This window comes from Idiomarina sp. T82-3 (genome assembly GCF_001577655.1).
Lineage (GTDB): Bacteria > Pseudomonadota > Gammaproteobacteria > Enterobacterales > Alteromonadaceae > Idiomarina > Idiomarina baltica.
Genome location: NZ_LSBQ01000008.1, coordinates 37,935 through 55,974, shown reverse-complemented (window position 1 = coordinate 55,974; position 18,040 = coordinate 37,935). Strand labels below are relative to the sequence as shown.

Here is an 18,040-nt window from a genome sequence, read left to right as displayed (position 1 = left end):
TAGAAACGAGAAGGAACGCATGAGCTACGTAAAAGAAACTATTGATATGTTGAAACGCACCTCTCCGGCGCAAAATGAGTTTTATCAAGCGGTGGAAGAGGTATTGGAGTCTATCGAACCGTTGTTGGAGGAGCACCCCAAATATCGTCAACAGGCGATCATTGAGCGACTCGTAGAACCCGAGAGACAGATCATGTTTCGCGTGCCATGGCAAGATGATGAAGGTCAGGTTCATGTGAATAAGGGCTATCGGATTGAATTCAATTCAGCCCTAGGTCCTTATAAAGGTGGGTTGCGATTCCATCCATCAGTGAACGCTGGCATCATTAAGTTTCTTGGTTTCGAGCAGATATTTAAAAACGCGTTGACTGGACTCCCAATTGGGGGCGGTAAAGGCGGCTCAAACTTTGATCCCAAGGGCAAGTCTGACGCGGAGATCATGCGTTTTTGTCAATCGTTTATGACCGAGTTGCATCGCCACATTGGTCCTCACACCGATGTTCCGGCAGGCGATATTGGTGTGGGAACCCGCGAGATTGGCTATCTCTTTGGTCAGTATAAGCGGCTAAAAAATCGATTCGAGGGTGTACTGACTGGTAAAAGTTTGCGTTGGGGAGGTTCGCACGCACGCAAACAGGCCACTGGCTACGGGGCTGTTTACTTTGCTCAATGCCTTTTAGGTGATCGTGGCGAAAAGCTCAGTGACAAGCGGTGCCTTGTATCTGGATCCGGTAATGTTGCCATATACGCGATGGAAAAGCTCTACGAGCTCGGTGCTACACCGGTCACATGCAGCGATTCAAACGGTATGGTTTATCATAAATCAGGTATTGACTTAGACCTAGTTAAACAGATTAAAGAAGAAAACCATGAACGCCTAAAAACATATTTAGACACCCACGACGACGCCGAATATATCGCTCGTGAAGATTACCCTGAAGACGGGCATAGTGTCTGGCGTTATGAGGGGGATATCGCGTTTCCGTGTGCAACGCAGAATGAACTGACTGAGCAGGATGCTCAAGCACTCGCTGAAAATGGCTGTTTAGCGGTGCTTGAAGGAGCGAATATGCCATCGACGCAAGCTGCGGTCGACTTCTTTGTTGAACAAAAAATCGGTTATGGTCCCGGTAAAGCAGCGAATGCGGGTGGTGTGGCAACCAGTCAGCTAGAAATGGCCCAGAATGCGAGTATGCAGCAGTGGTCGTTTGATGAGGTGGATCGTAAGTTACAAGAGATTATGAAAACTATCTACTCTGACTGTAAGCGCACGGCTGAACAATTTGGCTCACCTAATAACCTCGTTTTGGGGGCCAATATCGCGGGCTTCAAAAAGGTCGCTGATGCGATGATTGAGCAGGGTGTCGTTTAATCTGACGATGGCATCATTAAAAAAGGGAGTGCACGCACTCCCTTTTTTTATTCCTGTTGATCATCGATACTGTCTAACTCTTTCTGTTCGATAAAGGGGTCGATAGGTCGACTCCGCTCCCAAAAGCCTGTTTCGTTATCCAAGTCTGCTCCAGTACAGGCGGGTTGTGGTCCAATATCGGGGTGTGAATCCCATTGCGAGTGGTTGCTGTTAGCCATGATAAGTTCCTCTAGATTAGGGCAATCACCTATTAGACGAAAAAATAACCAGTTTGGATGCTGTGTTCGAAAAATTTCATCCAAGCCAGCCTAATCTGCGTGATTTGATCCAATCATTTACAAATGGACATCTTTTTGAAACCCAAATACATAGATAACTCGCTATAGTTAGCTCATAACAAAAATAATTTCACGGTGATGCAACCTTTGCTTACGCGAGTACGACTCATTAAGTAAGCCTCAAGATTAGGAGTCAAGATTATGAAACGTTTAATTTCGATAGTCGCTGGCTTAGTCGTATCAGCGAACGTAATGGCAAGTGCAGAAATGAATATAGAACAGGCACCTGCGTCATCAAGTGTCATGCAACACTACACAGTGACACCAGGACAAACGGGTTATCATGAAACCATTCGTGGCAGTGTGCGTCTGACTCAGCAGCGCATGATGTATGACCTGATGTTAAGTAACCAAGCGATGTTAGCGAATGATGCTCAAACCGTCGTATCTCAAGTTCGTGAGCAGTTTCGGACGAGCAGCGTTGCGGCAACCGGATTTCCGAGTGCACTAAAGCTCCGCGCTGACAAATAGTTGTACCTTGTTCCCAACCACTGTCGAGTTGATTCGGCAGTTATAAAAAAGGCGCCTAGCGGCGCCTTTTACTTATCTTCATATCATCGCCTATTGCTTAGGCATCTCTTGATGGAACTCTGCTAAGTCTTCAATCACTTGCTGATTTGGAAGGTCAGCAAAGCTAGCATCTTGGAACTTCTCACCGCGTAGTTGTACAGAGATCCGGGCACTATCTTCGTTTAATACCGTATCCTTGTAGAACTGTTTCGCGTCTTCCAGAGTCACTTGCTCAACCGCATTAATCAGCTGTTGCTTGGTATCAAAGTCATAACGATGTAAATACCAATCGCTCAACACCGGCTGTAACTCTTCAGACAGGTTCTTCGGCGGTTCGTTAAGCGTGACTAAGGTGCTTGATTTCAACTGTTCAAACGTCTCAGGCTTTAAGTTCTGCAATGTTTCCCAGTACTCCTTTTTGAAGGATTCAAAACGCGCCTGCATATCGGCAACATTTTTCACCGGAGTCTGAATATAAAGCCCAAAGCCGGTGTAGCGGTCCAGTTGTGGTGCAAAAGTACCTACCGCATAGGCAAGCTGCTCTTCGGTACGTAAGGTATCAAACGCCTCGGTACGGAAGTGGCCTTGCAATACGGTCGCTGCTGCTTGTGTAGCGAAGCTCGGTGTGCCGTTGATATGGGCATCAACAATTCCCACGTCTGCAACAGATAAGTCCTTACGTAACACTAAAGAAGTGTCAGCTTGCGGCTTCCAGAAGCGTGCAGTGCGGTATTCGGTGACGCTTCTGTCGGCGGGCAATAGATCTTTGATTTCATTGACTGCTAACTGTAAATCAGCCTTGTCGTAGTTACCAAAGGCAAACATTTTAATTGAGTTATTCGCTAATAGCTCATCCATGTAAGTTGCTAAATCAGCTGGTTTTACGTTCTGAGCAGCTTCGATAAGGCTGTCATCAGCAAACTGGTCTTCACGAATAATCTGACCATAAGCATCAAAAGATTGATACAGCGGGAATTGCTGACCTTTATTTTTAATACCGCGAACCAGACGATCAACAGCCTGTGCAAATGCTTGCGGCTCGACATCAAACGTGAGCTCATCTAATGCTCGTTGCATGAGTTCTGGCTGCTTGTCGGTAAAGCCCGAAATATTAAAGGTAAGACCCCGGTTATCGTTAAGACTTAAGCTCATGCCCGCGATGCTCGCCTCAGTCGATAAAGCACTCACACGCAGGTTGTAAAGATCCTGCCATAAAGCAAGCAGTACTGATTTCTTAACATCAGTAATCGGATCTGGATTGTTAATGATGGTGGTTAGCACGCCTCGTGGTTGGTCGGCAAATACTTGGCTTGGGTACTGCCATACCTCAATGCCGGGCTCTTCGATAACGACTTTCGGCTGGTCAAAGTCAGCATTTTTCTTTAAATCGAAGTTTTCAGGAAGCAACGTATTAACTTTAGGTAAGTTAATTGCGAGCTGTGGCTCGGCTGACCAAGTGGCAACCTCTGAAGCTGCAATATCTTCGACTTGGTATTTACCGTCGTAAAAACTCAGCTCTTTGTCGTGAGGTTCATCTTTAGAAATGTACCAAACGCGCAGGTGTTCAGGCGTTAACTGATTAAGTACGTTATTAATCGCTTCGGCATCAAATTCTTTGTATTCGTAAGGTGCGCTGATCACGTACTGAGCAGGATAATTCTGCATCGCGGAAGCAAGTGAAGCAACGTAACCAAACTCGTCTCCTTTTTCTAAGAAGCGGAAGCTGTTAGCTAGACTAGTTTGAATTTCTTTAAAGTATTTTTTATCAACGCCCTGCTCTTTAATCATGTTGATATATTGCATGATTAAGGCGGTGATATCTTCACGATGTTTCATACCTGCATCAGTCAGGTTAATATCGACGGTCAATGCGCCGTAATTACCATATTCAGTCGGGGACGCTGACGCATTTAAGCTAGAAATCAAGCCCATTGCCTTGAGGCGCTCAGTCGGTGTGCCTGGCATTTCTGAGCCCAACAGATAGGTCACAAAGCGATTCGGTTTGACCGCAAACTGGTCTTGGTTATCGTTGATAATAAACTCAAGGCGCAATTGCTTAACATCTTCATTGGGTACGTAGTGGATACGCTTTTTACCCGCTTTCGCAAAGTCGACTTTATCAGTGGTTTCTGGTGGTTCAATGTCATCATTTTCGATGCTGGCGAAATGCTTTTTCGCTAATGATTCCATTTTGTCGAGAGATTCGTTGCTGATCATTGCAACTTTCATGATGTTCGCTGAGTAATAGCGGTTATAAAAGTTCACAAGCTCTTCGTGCAGCTTGCTGTTCTCTTTATCACCGAGTGAATCGTTGTTACCAATTAAAAAGCGGTTTGCCGGGTGTTCACCTAAAAGCATGCGAGCGAGCTTAAACTGACCAAAGAAGTCCATCTCGCGGCGCATAGACCACTCGGCGTTGACAGCATTTTTTTCTTTGTCGGCGTATTCGGCATATAACTTGGGTGATTTGAAGAAATCTGAGAAGCGGTCGAGTGCTTCATCGTAGGCGTTGTTGTTGACTTTGAACATATAGTTCGTGATATCAAGCCAAGTTGATGCGTTTTGGCTACCACCGTTATTACTCATGAACTCGCTATAACCATTGGTATCCGGATACTTGTCGGTTCCGAGAAACAGCATGTGTTCAAGATAATGCGCCATACCTTGTTGGGTCATGGGATCTTTGAGCAAGCCAACGCCTACACTCAAAGCAGCTGCTGATTTTTCCGTGTTTGGATCGGAAATGAGCATAACTTCGAGTTGGTTGGGCAGTGTGACGACTCGATATTGGCGTTCGTCGTTCGGACTCTTTACGACTTGTTCAGCGAGTGCTTGTTGTGACTGCGCTGCTACTTGCGCATTATTAGATTGAGTTTCTGAACTGCTGCAACCAGCCAAAATAAGGGCTGAAGTGAGTGCAGACAGCATAAATAGATTCTTCATAAGCGTCATATTCCTGTTTAGGGTGTACTTTATAATAAACAGAAATACGCCGTTTCTTGCAGTAAAGAAATGCAACGGCACAAAGCAATTTGTAACAGAATTTGACAGCCGCCCGCCTTTGCAGACTAAGCGACTGTCAGTAAGTGGCTAGCGCATCGTCACAAACTCTTCCGCGCTGGTCGGGTGCAGAGCCACGGTTGAATCGAGATCAGCTTTAGTTGCGCCCATCTTCATCGCAGTCGCGAAGCCTTGTAGGATTTCATCCATACCTTCACCAATGCCGTGAATACCGACGACGCGTTCTTCTTTTCCGTAGCACACAATTTTGAAGTAGCTGAGTGCGCGGTGTGGCGTGACGGCGTTATACATCGCAGCAAAAGAAGAGGTATACACTTTGATATTGCTCTTACCGTATTTAACGATGGCATCTTCTTCGCTTAAGCCGACAGTACCAATGGTTGGATGGCTGAAAACCACGGTCGGGATATTCTCATAATCCATATGAGCGTTCGGCATATCATTAAACAAACGCTCAGCCAGCTGGCGACCCGCTTTAATGGCAACGGGCGTGAGTGCAGTAGCACCGGTATTGTCGCCTACGGCGTAAATGCCTTGCACGCTGGTGTTTTGGAACTTATCGACTTTAATAAAGCCTTGCGCGTCAAGCTCAACACCTGTTGTTTCGAGGTTGATCTTATCGGTTGCAGGGACACGGCCAATTGCCCACACAAGACAGTCGACATCCTTCATGGTTTCGCCGTTTTCAAAGTGCAAGGTGAGCGTACCGTTTTGCTCTTTAACCACTTCTTTAACCACGGTTTCTGTATGCAAGGTAGGCCCGTCTTGCTCCATACGCTCTAAAAGACCATCGGTGATGTAACGATCGAACGAGCGCAGTGGACGATCGCGACGTACGAGTAAGTGCGTGTCGGTGCCTAACGCCTGAAAAACGCCGGCAATCTCAACGGCAATGTAGCCTGCACCTACTACAGCAGCCTTTTTAGGTTGTTCTGTTAACGCAAAGAAGCCATCTGAATCGATACCGTGTTCTGCACCCGGCACATCGGGAATCATCGGTCGACCGCCAGTAGCGATGGTAATGTGGTCGGCAGTAATTTTCTCACCGTTAACTTCGACGGTGCGGTGGTCAACGAATTTGGCAAAGCCTTCGATAAATTCAACACCATTGCCTTGGAACCCACGATGGTAACCGCCGTGAATACGTTCAATGTAAGCCTCACGGTTTTTAACCATCGTTGCCCAATCAAAATCTTTCTGATCGAGATCAAAGCCATATGCGGATGAGTATTTCACTGCTTCGGCAATATGAGCGCCATACCACATGACCTTTTTCGGTACACAACCGACGTTAACGCAGGTGCCACCCACCGCATTGGCTTCTATAACAGCGGCTTTTGCGCCGCGAATGGCCGCGCGGTTAGCTGAAGCGATGCCGCCGCTTCCTGCACCGATAGCTAAATAGTCATAATGTCTGCTCATGAAAATCGACTCCTCAAATCTAAGATGCGCATATGATGAGTAAAAACCCCGTATCATGCAACGAAGATACGGGGTTTATCAGTGGTTAATACCGATTAACTTAATCGGAAGATCAGTTAGCGAGCACCTGCTGGCAGGTTCTCCTTCAAGAACTCAGTCATCATGGTCCGAAGGTGTAGCGTGGTACCCTCGCCCTCATAAAGACCGTGTGAACGATTGGGATAAGCAAAAAATTCAAACTGCTTATTGTATTTAATCAATTCGTTGACTAAGCGTTCACTGCCCTGGAAGTGGACGTTATCGTCGCCGGTACCGTGGATCAGTAGCAAATCACCCTCGAGATTTTTGGCGTGAGTGATAGCTGAAGTTTCTTTATAACGTTCAGCTGATTCCGGCAACAGACCTGAGTAACGCTCTTGGTAAATTGTGTCGTATAGCGTTAAGTCTGGTACGGGGGCGAGTGCCATACCCATATCGTAGGCTTCAGGATAACGGAATAGGGCGTTCAGCGTTTGTGAACCGCCGCCACTGTGACCCCAGATGCCGACACGATCGGTATCGATGTAATCCCAACGTTTTGCCATTTCTTGCAGTGCATCGTACTGATCACGAACAGTCACAACACCGAGATTTTTGTAAATCGAACGACGCCAATCGAAGCCGCGTGGAGATTTAGTTCCGCGGTTATCAATTGAAGCTACGATATAGCCTTGTTGGGTTAGCATGGTATGCCAAAGATACAACCAACCACCCCAGCGATTAGCAACCGTTTGACCCCAAGGTTCACCATAAACGTAGAATAAAATGGGATACTTTTTATTAGGGTCAAAGTCAGTCGGACGCATGATATAGCCATCAAGCGCTAATCCATCGCGAGCGGATACTCGGAAAAACTCGAGCGGCTTGTGGTTAAGTGCATCAACGGCTTTTTGCGCTTCATCGTTAGCGACAACCGTACGAATAACTTTGTGGTCGGGTAAACTGACCATATCAGTCACGGGAACATGGTTGACGTCGCTATAGGTGTGCTCGGCGTATTTTGCATCTTGTGAAACACTATAACTGTGAGTGCCTGGTTGATCAGGCGTTAAACGCTCTAATACACCACTCCCATCGAGTTTGGCACGGAATAAATAGCGCTCGAGTGGCGTTTCAGGTGATGCAATAAAGTAAACCCAGCCGTCGTTTTCGTTAATACGCAAGACTTCAACCACGTCCCAGTTACCGCGAGTAATCGTCGTCATCTTGCCGGTATCACGTTCAACACGGTAAATATGACGGTATCCAGAGCGTTCGCTCAGCCAAGTGAATGACTTGCCATTATCGAGGAACTTGACGTCATCAACGTATTCGGCCCACGAGTCGGTTGTTTCACTTAATAATTTTTGACTACGTCCGTTGCTGATGTCACTCAGGTAAACGCGATTGACGTCTTGTTTACGCGTGAGTTGTTGAATTAACAGTTGGCTTGAATTGCCCGCCCAATTCATGCGTACGAGGTAGTGCATGCGTGGGTCGCCAGGTAGTTGCATCCACGTGGTGTCGCCTCCGTCTGCTGGCATCACGCCAATACGCATGGCAGCGTTGGTTTCACCCACTTTAGGGTAAGGGAACTGCTTTAACGTCGGATAAAGCGAATCGGTGTTATTGATCATCGTAAAGGTCGGCGTGCCTTCCGTATCTAACTGCCAGTAAGCAATGTGCTGACCATCAGGACTCCAGCGGAAACCATCACGCAAGAAGAATTCTTCTTCGTTAACCCAGTCAAAGGTACCGTTAACAATGGTGTCGCTACCGTCATTAGTTAACGTTTGAATGTTAAACGTGTCCAAGTCTTGTACGTAAATGTTGTTCTGCATCACGTAAGCGACTTTAGTGCCTTGTGGATTAAATTTTGCAAACTGAAGCGTTGATTCAGGCGCATCACCGCCCAACTGACGCAATTCACCGGTTGTGCGATTCAGGACCCAATAGTCGCCCAGTGTATGCGTACGCCAACTGCGCTTAGTATTAGTGAAAATTAATACCTTATCGCCGTCGTTAGACCATTGGTAATCTGCAATATTAAGCGCGTGATCCCAGCCTTCAGGTGTGAGTGCTTGCGCTGATACCATAATATCGCGCGCATTGGTTTCGGGGTGGTAACGGACAATATCGCGACCTTTCACCTGTTTTGATGACTCAAGAGTCGTATAGCCCGAACCATCTTCTAGCCAGCGTGTTGGTGCAGGACGCTTTACACGAAATTTATCACTCGCAAAAATGTCTTGTAAAGAGAGCTGACCCTCAGTGGATTGAGCTGCTACCGAGTCATTTTTATCCGCAGACTGATTCGACATAGAGCTACAACCAGAAAGAGCAACGAGCGTCGCAAAACTTACCAGTGTTAGCCCCCGCTTTAGCGGCTTCAGTGCGCTAAAGGTTGACGTTTTAAAATTCATAGTCGGTTTCCATCTTGTTATTTAAAACATAAAAAGGATACCCGATGCGCGCCAGAAAATCAGTGTTTATGGTTGAAGATTGGACAAACTGCCCAATATAAGAGTTAAATTAATCGGTTTTATAAGGAAGGGTAAAGATGTCGAACCCACTACTTGAAGTCGCTAACAGTCATAATGCGTTGCCAAAATTTGCGGCGATTAAGCCAACGCACATAGAACCCGCGATTGAACAAGTTATTAACGATGCGAAAAGCACGGTTGATAAGGTGCTTGATACCAAACAATTTACTTGGCAAGGGTTTGTTGAGCCGTTGCAACGTGCGGATGAACGTATTCAAAAAGTGTGGGCTCCGGTGTCACACTTAAATTCGGTGATGAGTGAGCCTGAGCTCCGTAACGCGCATGACGCATGCTTAGCTTTGCTGTCTGAGTATGCGACTTACGTAGGTCAGCATCAAGGCCTGTTTGCAGGCTATCAAGCACTTGCTAATGGTGACGAATATTCTACGCTGAATCGGTCACAGCAGAAGCTAATTAATGATACCTTGCGCGACTTCAAACTGTCGGGCGTGGATCTACCTGAGAATGAGAAGAAGCGTTACGCGGAAATCACTAGTCGCTTGTCTGAATTATCGTCTCAGTTTAGTAACAATCTGTTAGATGCCACCCACGCCTGGCATTATCATATAACCGATGAAACGCTACTGAGCGGGCTACCCGATAGCGCGATTGAGGCTGCGAAAGAGGCGGCACAGGAAGCGGAAAAGGAGGGTTGGTTGTTTACCCTTGATATTCCGAGCTATCTACCCGTCATGTTGTATGCCGATAATGTCGAATTCCGTAAGGCGATGTATCAGGCTTTTGTGACACGAGCATCGGATGTCGGTCCGAATGCAGGTGAGTATGATAACTCCGACGTGATGAATGAAACGTTAGCCCTTCGTCATGAGCTTGCTAACTTACTCGGGTTTGATAATTACGCTGAAATGTCTCTGGCAACCAAAATGGCCGAGTCGCCTAATCAAGTGCTTTCGTTTCTAAACGATTTGGCTGAGCGCTCGTTAGATCAGGCTAAAGCAGATTATCAAGCCATTGAAAACTTTGCTAAAGCGCAGTCAGTACAAACCCTAGATGCGTGGGATGTTCCATATTATAGCGAGCAATTAAAACAGTCTGAATATGCGATTTCAGATGAGCAACTTAAGCCTTACTTTCCAGAGCACAAGGTAGTGGATGGGTTGTTCAGTGTTGTTAACCGATTATTTGGTATACATATCAAGGAACATAAAGAGATTGACACCTATCATCCAACCGTACGTTTTTACGAGATTACGGATGCCAATGGTGAAACACGCGGTTTCTTTTATATGGATTTATATGCGCGAGCTGGCAAACGTGGTGGCGCTTGGATGGCTGATTTTGTTGGCCGCAATCGTGATAGTAAGGGTGAGTTACAGTATCCCGTTGCATTTTTAACGTGTAATTTTAGTAAGCCAGTGGGAGATAAGCCGGCTCTGTTTACTCATGATGAAGTTTTGACTCTGTTCCACGAGTTTGGGCATGGATTACACCACATGCTTACCCAAGTAGACACGGGCGGTGTGTCAGGTATTGATGGCGTCGAATGGGATGCGGTGGAGTTACCAAGCCAATTTCTTGAAAACTGGTGTTGGGAACCAGAGGCGTTGGCCGATATTTCGGGTCACTACGAGACGGGTGAACCGCTCCCGCAAAACTTACTTGATAACATGCTGGCGGCGCGTAATTTCCAGTCGGCGATGCAAATGGTGAGGCAATTAGAGTTTTCACTATTTGATATGAAGTTGCATTATGAGTTTGATGCGGCGCAAGGTGCAGATATTGCGGGCGTCTTACAACGTGTTCGAGAGCACGTTGCTGTGCGTATCCCACCAGAATATAATCGCTTTCAACATAGCTTTGGTCATATCTTTGCTGGGGGGTACGCTGCCGGCTACTATAGCTACAAATGGGCTGAAGTGTTGTCAGCGGATGCGTTTGCCAAATTTGAAGAAAATGGCATTTTTGATCGAGCAACGGGTCGCGAATTTTTACACGCAATTCTCGAGCGAGGAGGCAGTCAACCTGCCGCTGAACTGTTTAGCGAATTTAGAGGGCGTGAACCCGATATAAATGCACTGCTCCGTCACAGTGGTATTGCCAATTAATAACGATTAAGAATGGGTGGCTAACACCCATTTGACGATGAGCATAATGCCTATCACCATTAAGACCGCCAAAATGATGCCAACGACGATAAAAGGCACAGGACTTTTTTTATTGAAGTCACGTTGGCGGTTTTTATCTGTTTGTACGCCAAAAAAAGCCGCAATAACACTCAAGAGTGTTTGCAAAATGGAGCCTTGGCTCATTCGCGCAATCTGCATAATATTCGGTTATAAGGCTGTCTGACTATTATAGCTAGAGGTCGACTGGGGCGTATGCTCTTCGGATGAGCTGAAGAGGAGTTCGATTAAATCGAAGAAGTGAAACTGGGTAGAGCGACTCTCACCTTTAAACCAGTTGGACCAAGTCACTTTCGTGCTAGGTGCTTGGCACTGTGCACTTGACTGCTTAATTTCGGAGGCGTTGAGTAACACTTCGCAACGTTGTGTTGAGTTAGCAGCTTGTTTAGAGACAAAAGCAGGACCTTGGTTCAGGGCAAAAACGCCTGAAGCCGTGAGAATCACGCCGACAGCGAGCGCTGCATATTTAGCGGATGTTTTCATGGTCAGCACCTTTATCATTAACAATTCTGATTAATTTATCAGCGAATTGCTGAAAATGCTAGTCGATATTACGAATTTTTTTGTCATCTTTTCGGTGCTATAATGCGCGCACTTTTAAAAACGGAGATGACCCATGCAGCCGTTAATTGCACCCTCGATTTTATCTGCCGACTTCGCGCGTCTGGGCGAGGAAGTGAATAATGTGTTAGCCGCGGGCGCTGACGTTATTCACTTTGATGTCATGGACAATCACTATGTGCCCAATCTAACCATTGGTCCAATGGTGTGTAAGGCGCTGCGGGACTATGGCGTCACAGCACCTATCGATGTCCACCTTATGGTTAAGCCGGTCGATCGAATCGTGCCCGATTTTGCTGCGGCTGGAGCTTCTATTATTTCTTTTCACCCGGAAGCATCTGAACATGTCGATCGTACGATTCAGACAATAAAGGAACACGGGTGTCAGGCGGGTCTCGTATTTAATCCGGCGACGCCATTGCATTATCTCGATTATGTGATGGATAAAATCGATTTGATCCTCTTGATGTCAGTTAATCCTGGTTTTGGGGGGCAGAAGTTCATCCCGGGAACGTTAGATAAGCTTCGTCAAGTGCGCGAACGGATTGACGCAAGTGGGCGTGATATTCGTTTAGAGGTCGACGGTGGAGTAAATTGCGACAATATCGGTGAAATTGCGCAGGCGGGTGCCGACATGTTTGTTGCAGGTTCGGCGATTTTTAATGCCGACGATTATGCCGAGGTTATCCGTACGATGAAGCAAGCGATTAACGCAAATTAAATTATTCAGTTAGGAAGCAAATTAAGATGTCGAAACCTATTGTATTAAGTGGCTGCCAACCCTCAGGACAACTATCAATTGGTAATTACATCGGCGCATTGCGTCAGTGGGTGAATATGCAAGCGACCCACGACTGCAAATTTATGTTGGTCGATCTGCATGCGATTACTGTGCGCCAGGAGCCTGAAAAACTGCAAGAGGCGACCCTTGATGGTTTGGCATTGTATCTCGCCTGCGGTCTTGATCCCGAACAAAGCACAGTATTTATTCAGTCACATGTACCAGAACATGCCCAGTTGGCGTGGATTTTAAATTGCTACACGCAAATGGGTGAACTGAATCGAATGACGCAGTTTAAAGATAAGTCGCAGCGTCATGCCAACAATATTAATGCGGGACTATTCACATACCCAGCACTGATGGCGGCTGATATTTTGCTCTACCAAGCCAACGAGGTGCCGGTGGGTGATGATCAAAAACAACATTTGGAACTCGCGCGAAACGTCGCTGAACGCTTTAATAATTTGTATGGAGAGGTGTTCAAAATTCCTGAGCCGATGATTCCTAAAGTCGGTGCTCGAGTGATGTCGCTACAAGACCCTACGAAGAAAATGTCAAAGTCAGATGACAACCCGAACAACTATGTGGGCTTATTAGAGGAACCTAAAAAAATCCTCAAAAAAATCAAAAAAGCGGTTACTGACTCGGATGAGAAAGCGCGCATTTACTTTGACCAACAAGAGAAGCCGGGTGTGTCCAATTTGTTGAGTATTATGTCAGCAGCGACAGGTCGTGGTATTGATGAGCTTGTCCCTGAGTATGAAGATAAGATGTACGGTCATTTGAAAAAAGACGTTGCAGAGGCTGTCGTCGCCATGCTGGAACCGATTCAACAACGCTATCACGACATGCGAAACGACCGTGAGTTTTTAAATCAAGTCATGAAGAAAGGTGCTGACAAGGCGCGGGAAGCTGCTCATCAAACGCTGTCAGATGTCTACAAAGCGGTTGGCTTTGTACAATATCCCGGTCAGTGAGGTCACCACGCGTGATCGCGTTAATCGACAACTACGATTCATTCACTTACAACTTAGCCCGTTACTTTGAGGAGCTAGGCGAGTCGGTATGGGTCGTGCGTAACGACGCCATTTCGCTGTCGGAACTGCTGGCACGGCAACCTCGCGCCTTAGTTATTTCGCCAGGGCCTTGTAGTCCTAATGAGGCCGGGCTGTCGTTGGCTGCGATAGAGGCTTGTGCGGGCCATATGCCAATCCTCGGCGTATGTCTTGGTCATCAGGCAATCGCTCAGGTGTGGGGTGCGCAAGTGGTGAGAGCGCCACGTGTCATGCACGGAAAAGTGTCGGAGGTAACCCATAGTGGAAAAGGACTTTATATGGGGCTGCCGTCGCCAATTGAAGTAACTCGATATCACTCACTGATTGTTGAGCAACATACTATCCCGGACGACTTTGTTGTAGATGCCTGGGTAGAAACGGACAATTTTGGTGTCGAGGTGATGGGGATGAGGCACCGGCGATTACCAATTTTTGGCGTGCAGTTTCATCCAGAATCGGTACTTACGAAAATGGGGCATAGGATTATTGGCAACTTTTTAGCAGAGCTAAACTCCTAGCATGCTATAGTCTTGCGCCATTCTATGTGTATTTGAGCCAGCTATTGTTAACAAGAGTATACTGTTAAATGTTTGATTTTTTTGCTGTATCGACCGAAGGTGGAAGCAAGGACCCCGCATTTCGTCTTGAGAAGCGTTTTATTAACTATCTGATTAGCTTTCCATTTGCCCGTAAAAGTAAAGATAAAGCGGATGGAGTAGAAAGTGAAGTTCAAGAGCAGAAGCGTCGGTTATTGCAAGTCGAACAAATTAACTATGATGAACGTGAACGTTTAGCGCGTGCTCGTCAACGCTACCAAGATCGGATTTCGGATGAGCTTCATGAAAATATCTATCGTCGTATTTTAGCTCAACTTGACGATAGAGATTACATCCGTGAAAAGCTGATCCCGCTTCCTGAAAAACTGCCGGATCTACTTGATATTCTGAGCACTAAAGCGGCGTCGATGAGACGTATCGAAGATATCGTGCAAGGCATGGATTGGTTTCATAATGGGGTCTTAAAAACGGTTAATCAGCCCCCATTTATTGACCAACGTAAGCAGAGTAAAAAAGTAAAACTAGAGAATCTGCGAACAGCGATGAGCTTCATGGGTACGGAAAACCTCCGTTTATTGGCGCCTGCTTACATCATGCAGAATTGGCTGCCGCCTTCCACGCAACCCTTTACATTGTTTCGCAGGAAAGTGTGGGAACATTCATTGGGAACAGCGATCATCGCGCAAGCAATCGCCGAACGGCAACAACTCAAGGATCCTGTCTTGGCGTTTACGCTCGGTATGTTTCATGAATTAGGAAAAGTGGCGCTGACTAAATTGTACTTACGTGTATTTGATGAGATCCAACGTGAAATGGCAATCGCTTCGATTAACGACAGTAGTCCAGAGCGCCACAGCGCACTCATCAGCATCACACCAGACGAGCGATTTTTGCGTAATTTGATGCTCGAGCAAGATAAGCGTGTAAGTTACATTGTCTCTGAGGGGTGGGGTCTGCAGCGAGTGCCGATCAGTCAACATTTGCAAAACTTTCACCAAGCGCACGATGTGGATGACTTTGACTCTGATTATGCGAAAGTCTTGTCCCAAGCAAATGCGTTTTGTGAGTTTCGTATGTTACGTGAGGTCGAGCTCGCCAGTGTTGAAGAGGGCTCACATCTACTGCGGCGCTATGACGTTGACGCCGGTCTTGTTGCCGAACTAAATACGCTCAATTTGAAGCGTCCAAAATTTAACGTGCCAAAGTAACCGACCGCGCTGTTTTTAAACTTTAGAAAAAATTGTGCGTATTCATTCTACTTTAAGCCGCGTTTGTGGATAGTTATTCGCATTCTTTGCAAAACTACTGCATATCACGGCTTTCGCCCCATTCATACCTGATTTACGCAGACAAATTGCTCAATTTTTGGCATAATATATCCTTTAAAATCATTCGTGATTGTTAAGTTAACTAATTCGCTGTAAGCGATAAGGAAGTGAGCAATGACAGATAATTCAGCAAAAATGGCCGTTACGCGTGAGATGTTTAGTGACGTGATGGTGCCAAACTATAACCCCGCTCAAATGGTGCCTGTGAAAGGTGAAGGTTCACGTGTTTGGGACCAAGCGGGAAAAGAGTACATTGATTTTGCTGGTGGTATTGCCGTTAACTGTCTAGGTCATTGTCACCCGGCAATGGTAAACGCGCTTCATGAGCAAAGCCAAAAGCTTTGGCACTTAAGTAACGTGTTTACTAACGAACCGGCGATTCGTTTAGCTAAGAAGTTAACTGACGCGACTTTCGCTGACCGTGTTTACTACGCCAACTCGGGCGCTGAGGCAAACGAAGCTGCGTTAAAACTGGCGCGTCGTTGGGCGATTGATGTGCACGGCGAACAGAAACAAAAAATTATTGCCTTTAACAAAGGCTTCCACGGTCGTACCTTCTTCACCGTCACGGTTGGTGGTCAGCCTGCTTATTCTGATGGCTTTGGTCCAAAGCCAGGTGCGATTGAACACGTACCTTACAATGATGCTGATGCATTGGCGAAACTTATCGATGACGAGACCTGTGCGGTGATGATGGAGCCATTGCAAGGTGAGGGTGGCGTTGTCCCTCCAGAGCAGGACTTCGTAAAACAAGTTCGTGAATTGTGTGATAAACACAATGCGTTATTGATTTTTGATGAAGTCCAGACTGGCTTTGGTCGTACCGGTACGTTGTATGCGTATGAGCAACTTGGCGTGACGCCAGATATTCTAACCTCTGCTAAGTCATTGGGTGGTGGTTTCCCAATCGGTGCAATGTTGACGACTGCGGCAATTGCAGAGCATTTAAAACCAGGCACGCATGGTAGTACTTATGGCGGTAACCCGTTGGCATGTGCCGTATCAGAAGCGGTTCTAGAAGTAGTAAATACAGAGACCGTGCTTGAAGGTGTTAAGCAGCGCGAAGCAATGATTAAAGAGCACCTCGCTGCAATTAACGACAAATACAATGTGTTTAAAGAAGTACGAGGCATGGGCTGTCTGATTGGCGCGGAGCTTACTGAGCAATTTGAAGGTCGTGCACGCGATTTCTTGCTCGCGGGTCAAGAGCACGGCGTTATGGTTTTGGTTGCTGGCGCCAGCGTTATTCGATTCACACCTTCGCTTATTATCCCTGAAGCGGATATCAAGGAAGGTCTCAAACGTTTTGAGCACGCCGTTGCTCAAGTCGTTGGTTAATTGAGGACCCTGTATGTTGGTTATTCGACCGATAGAGGCAGCAGATTACGAAGCGCTATATAGTTGTGCGGTAGAGTCTGGGCATGGATTTACATCGTTGCCAATTGATCAAGGTTTGCTCGAGCGAAGAATCGCTCGAGCGCAAGCTGCTTTTGCCAAGCAAGATGTAGCGACCCCAGGCGATGAAAGTTATCTGTTCGTCATGGAAGATACCGAAACGGGCGAAATTGCCGGTGTCAGTGGTATTGAGGCAGCCGTTGGGTTGACGGAAGCGTTTTGGCATTACCGCTTAGGTAAGGTCGTGCACCATTCTGAGAAGCTAAACATTCATAACACGCTCGAGACATTGTCATTATGTAATGACTACACAGGTGTTTCAGAGCTATGCACGTTGTTCTTACGTGAACCGTATCGTCACAACCTAAATGGCCGCACGCTTTCACGTTTTCGGATGCTGTTTTTAGCGCAATTCAAACAACGCTTTAGCGATTGGGTGATTGCCGAAATGCGTGGCGTGTGTGACGACGATGGCGCATCACCTTTCTGGGATTGGTTGGAACAACATTTTTTCTCGATGGACTTCCCCAAAGCAGATTACTTGAGTGGTATTGGCGATAAAACCTTTATTGCTGAACTCATGCCGCGCTACCCGATTTACACATCACTGTTGCCAGAGAAGGCAAGAGAAGTGATCGGCAAAGTGCACGATAATACGCGACCGGCGTTAAAACTACTCGAGTCTGAAGGCTTTAGGTTCCGTGGCTTTGTCGATATTTTCGACGCAGGACCAACGGTTGAGGCAGAAGTCCAGAACTTACGTAGTGTACGTAATAGTGTTTTAAAAGAGGTGGTGCTGGTCGATACGCCAGTAGATGCTGAGAGTGCAACACCTCATATTATATGCAACACACAAATTGAATCATTTAGAGCAGCTCAGGTTCGTCACGTTGACGGCTCTGAAAAAGTGCAATTGAGCGCTGAGCAAGCGGATAAATTGAATCTTTCTGAGGGCGATACGGTGCGTATCGTGGCTCTGTAACAGGAGAACAATG

General features: G+C 46.5%; 15 protein-coding genes. 9 read left to right on the top strand and 6 right to left on the bottom strand.

Annotated features, from left to right (window positions below):
• Positions 1-19 precede the first annotated feature (19 nt).
• Positions 20-1,372, top strand: a complete 1,353-nt coding sequence (gene gdhA / locus AWU56_RS06885) for an NADP-specific glutamate dehydrogenase (protein WP_272978127.1) — start codon at positions 20-22, stop codon at positions 1,370-1,372.
• Positions 1,373-1,419: 47 nt separating this feature from the next.
• Here gdhA and AWU56_RS06880 read toward each other — a convergent pair whose 3' ends face one another.
• Entirely contained in the window at positions 1,420-1,590 is a 171-nt protein-coding gene (locus AWU56_RS06880) for a hypothetical protein (RefSeq protein WP_006954401.1), read from the bottom strand.
• A gap of 261 nt (positions 1,591-1,851) precedes the next feature.
• Here AWU56_RS06880 and AWU56_RS06875 point away from each other — a divergent pair, with 261 nt between their 5' ends.
• Positions 1,852-2,181, top strand: a complete 330-nt coding sequence (locus AWU56_RS06875; protein WP_006954399.1) for a hypothetical protein — start codon at positions 1,852-1,854, stop codon at positions 2,179-2,181.
• 90 nt (positions 2,182-2,271) lie between these two features.
• Here AWU56_RS06875 and AWU56_RS06870 read toward each other — a convergent pair whose 3' ends face one another.
• The 3 genes from AWU56_RS06870 to AWU56_RS06860 all read right to left on the bottom strand — a co-directional run bounded on the left by AWU56_RS06870 (position 2,272) and on the right by AWU56_RS06860 (position 9,104).
• The gene (locus AWU56_RS06870; protein ID WP_286682101.1) at positions 2,272-5,163 is read right to left on the bottom strand and encodes an insulinase family protein; all 2,892 of its coding nucleotides are present in this window, start codon (positions 5,161-5,163) and stop codon (positions 2,272-2,274) included.
• Between the two features lie 147 nt (positions 5,164-5,310).
• Positions 5,311-6,663, bottom strand: a complete 1,353-nt coding sequence (gorA, locus tag AWU56_RS06865) for a glutathione-disulfide reductase (RefSeq protein ID WP_286682100.1) — start codon at positions 6,661-6,663, stop codon at positions 5,311-5,313.
• Between the two features lie 116 nt (positions 6,664-6,779).
• A complete protein-coding gene (locus AWU56_RS06860) occupies positions 6,780-9,104 on the bottom strand; it encodes a S9 family peptidase (protein ID WP_286682099.1) in 2,325 nt (774 codons plus the stop codon).
• Between the two features lie 137 nt (positions 9,105-9,241).
• On the opposite strand from AWU56_RS06860, the gene prlC reads away from it, so the two are divergent.
• Positions 9,242-11,290 (top strand): oligopeptidase A, encoded by a 2,049-nt coding sequence (prlC, locus tag AWU56_RS06855; protein WP_286682098.1) that lies wholly within the window; start codon positions 9,242-9,244, stop codon positions 11,288-11,290.
• A 6-nt stretch (positions 11,291-11,296) separates the two neighbouring features.
• On the opposite strand, the gene AWU56_RS06850 is transcribed toward prlC, so the two are convergent.
• A complete protein-coding gene (locus AWU56_RS06850) occupies positions 11,297-11,494 on the bottom strand; it encodes a DUF2970 domain-containing protein (protein WP_006954392.1) in 198 nt (65 codons plus the stop codon).
• Positions 11,495-11,518: 24 nt separating this feature from the next.
• Positions 11,519-11,851 carry a hypothetical protein gene (locus tag AWU56_RS06845; RefSeq protein WP_272977777.1) on the bottom strand — a complete coding sequence of 111 codons (333 nt, stop codon included), beginning with the start codon at positions 11,849-11,851 and terminating at the stop codon, positions 11,519-11,521.
• A 133-nt stretch (positions 11,852-11,984) separates the two neighbouring features.
• On the opposite strand from AWU56_RS06845, the gene rpe reads away from it, so the two are divergent.
• The 6 genes from rpe to astA all read left to right on the top strand — a co-directional run bounded on the left by rpe (position 11,985) and on the right by astA (position 18,027).
• Positions 11,985-12,650, top strand: coding sequence for a ribulose-phosphate 3-epimerase (gene rpe, locus AWU56_RS06840; RefSeq protein WP_006954390.1), 666 nt, complete (start codon positions 11,985-11,987; stop codon positions 12,648-12,650).
• A 26-nt stretch (positions 12,651-12,676) separates the two neighbouring features.
• A complete protein-coding gene (gene trpS, locus AWU56_RS06835; RefSeq protein ID WP_006954389.1) occupies positions 12,677-13,687 on the top strand; it encodes a tryptophan--tRNA ligase in 1,011 nt (336 codons plus the stop codon).
• A gap of 11 nt (positions 13,688-13,698) precedes the next feature.
• The gene (locus AWU56_RS06830) at positions 13,699-14,283 is read left to right on the top strand and encodes an anthranilate synthase component II (protein ID WP_272977774.1); all 585 of its coding nucleotides are present in this window, start codon (positions 13,699-13,701) and stop codon (positions 14,281-14,283) included.
• A 68-nt stretch (positions 14,284-14,351) separates the two neighbouring features.
• Positions 14,352-15,530: an HDOD domain-containing protein gene (locus tag AWU56_RS06825; RefSeq protein WP_272977773.1), complete on the top strand. Its 1,179-nt coding sequence runs from the start codon at positions 14,352-14,354 to the stop codon at positions 15,528-15,530.
• 255 nt (positions 15,531-15,785) lie between these two features.
• Entirely contained in the window at positions 15,786-16,988 is a 1,203-nt protein-coding gene (locus AWU56_RS06820) for an aspartate aminotransferase family protein (RefSeq protein ID WP_143441028.1), read from the top strand.
• Between the two features lie 13 nt (positions 16,989-17,001).
• Entirely contained in the window at positions 17,002-18,027 is a 1,026-nt protein-coding gene (gene astA / locus AWU56_RS06815; protein WP_272977772.1) for an arginine N-succinyltransferase, read from the top strand.
• Positions 18,028-18,040 lie beyond the last annotated feature (13 nt).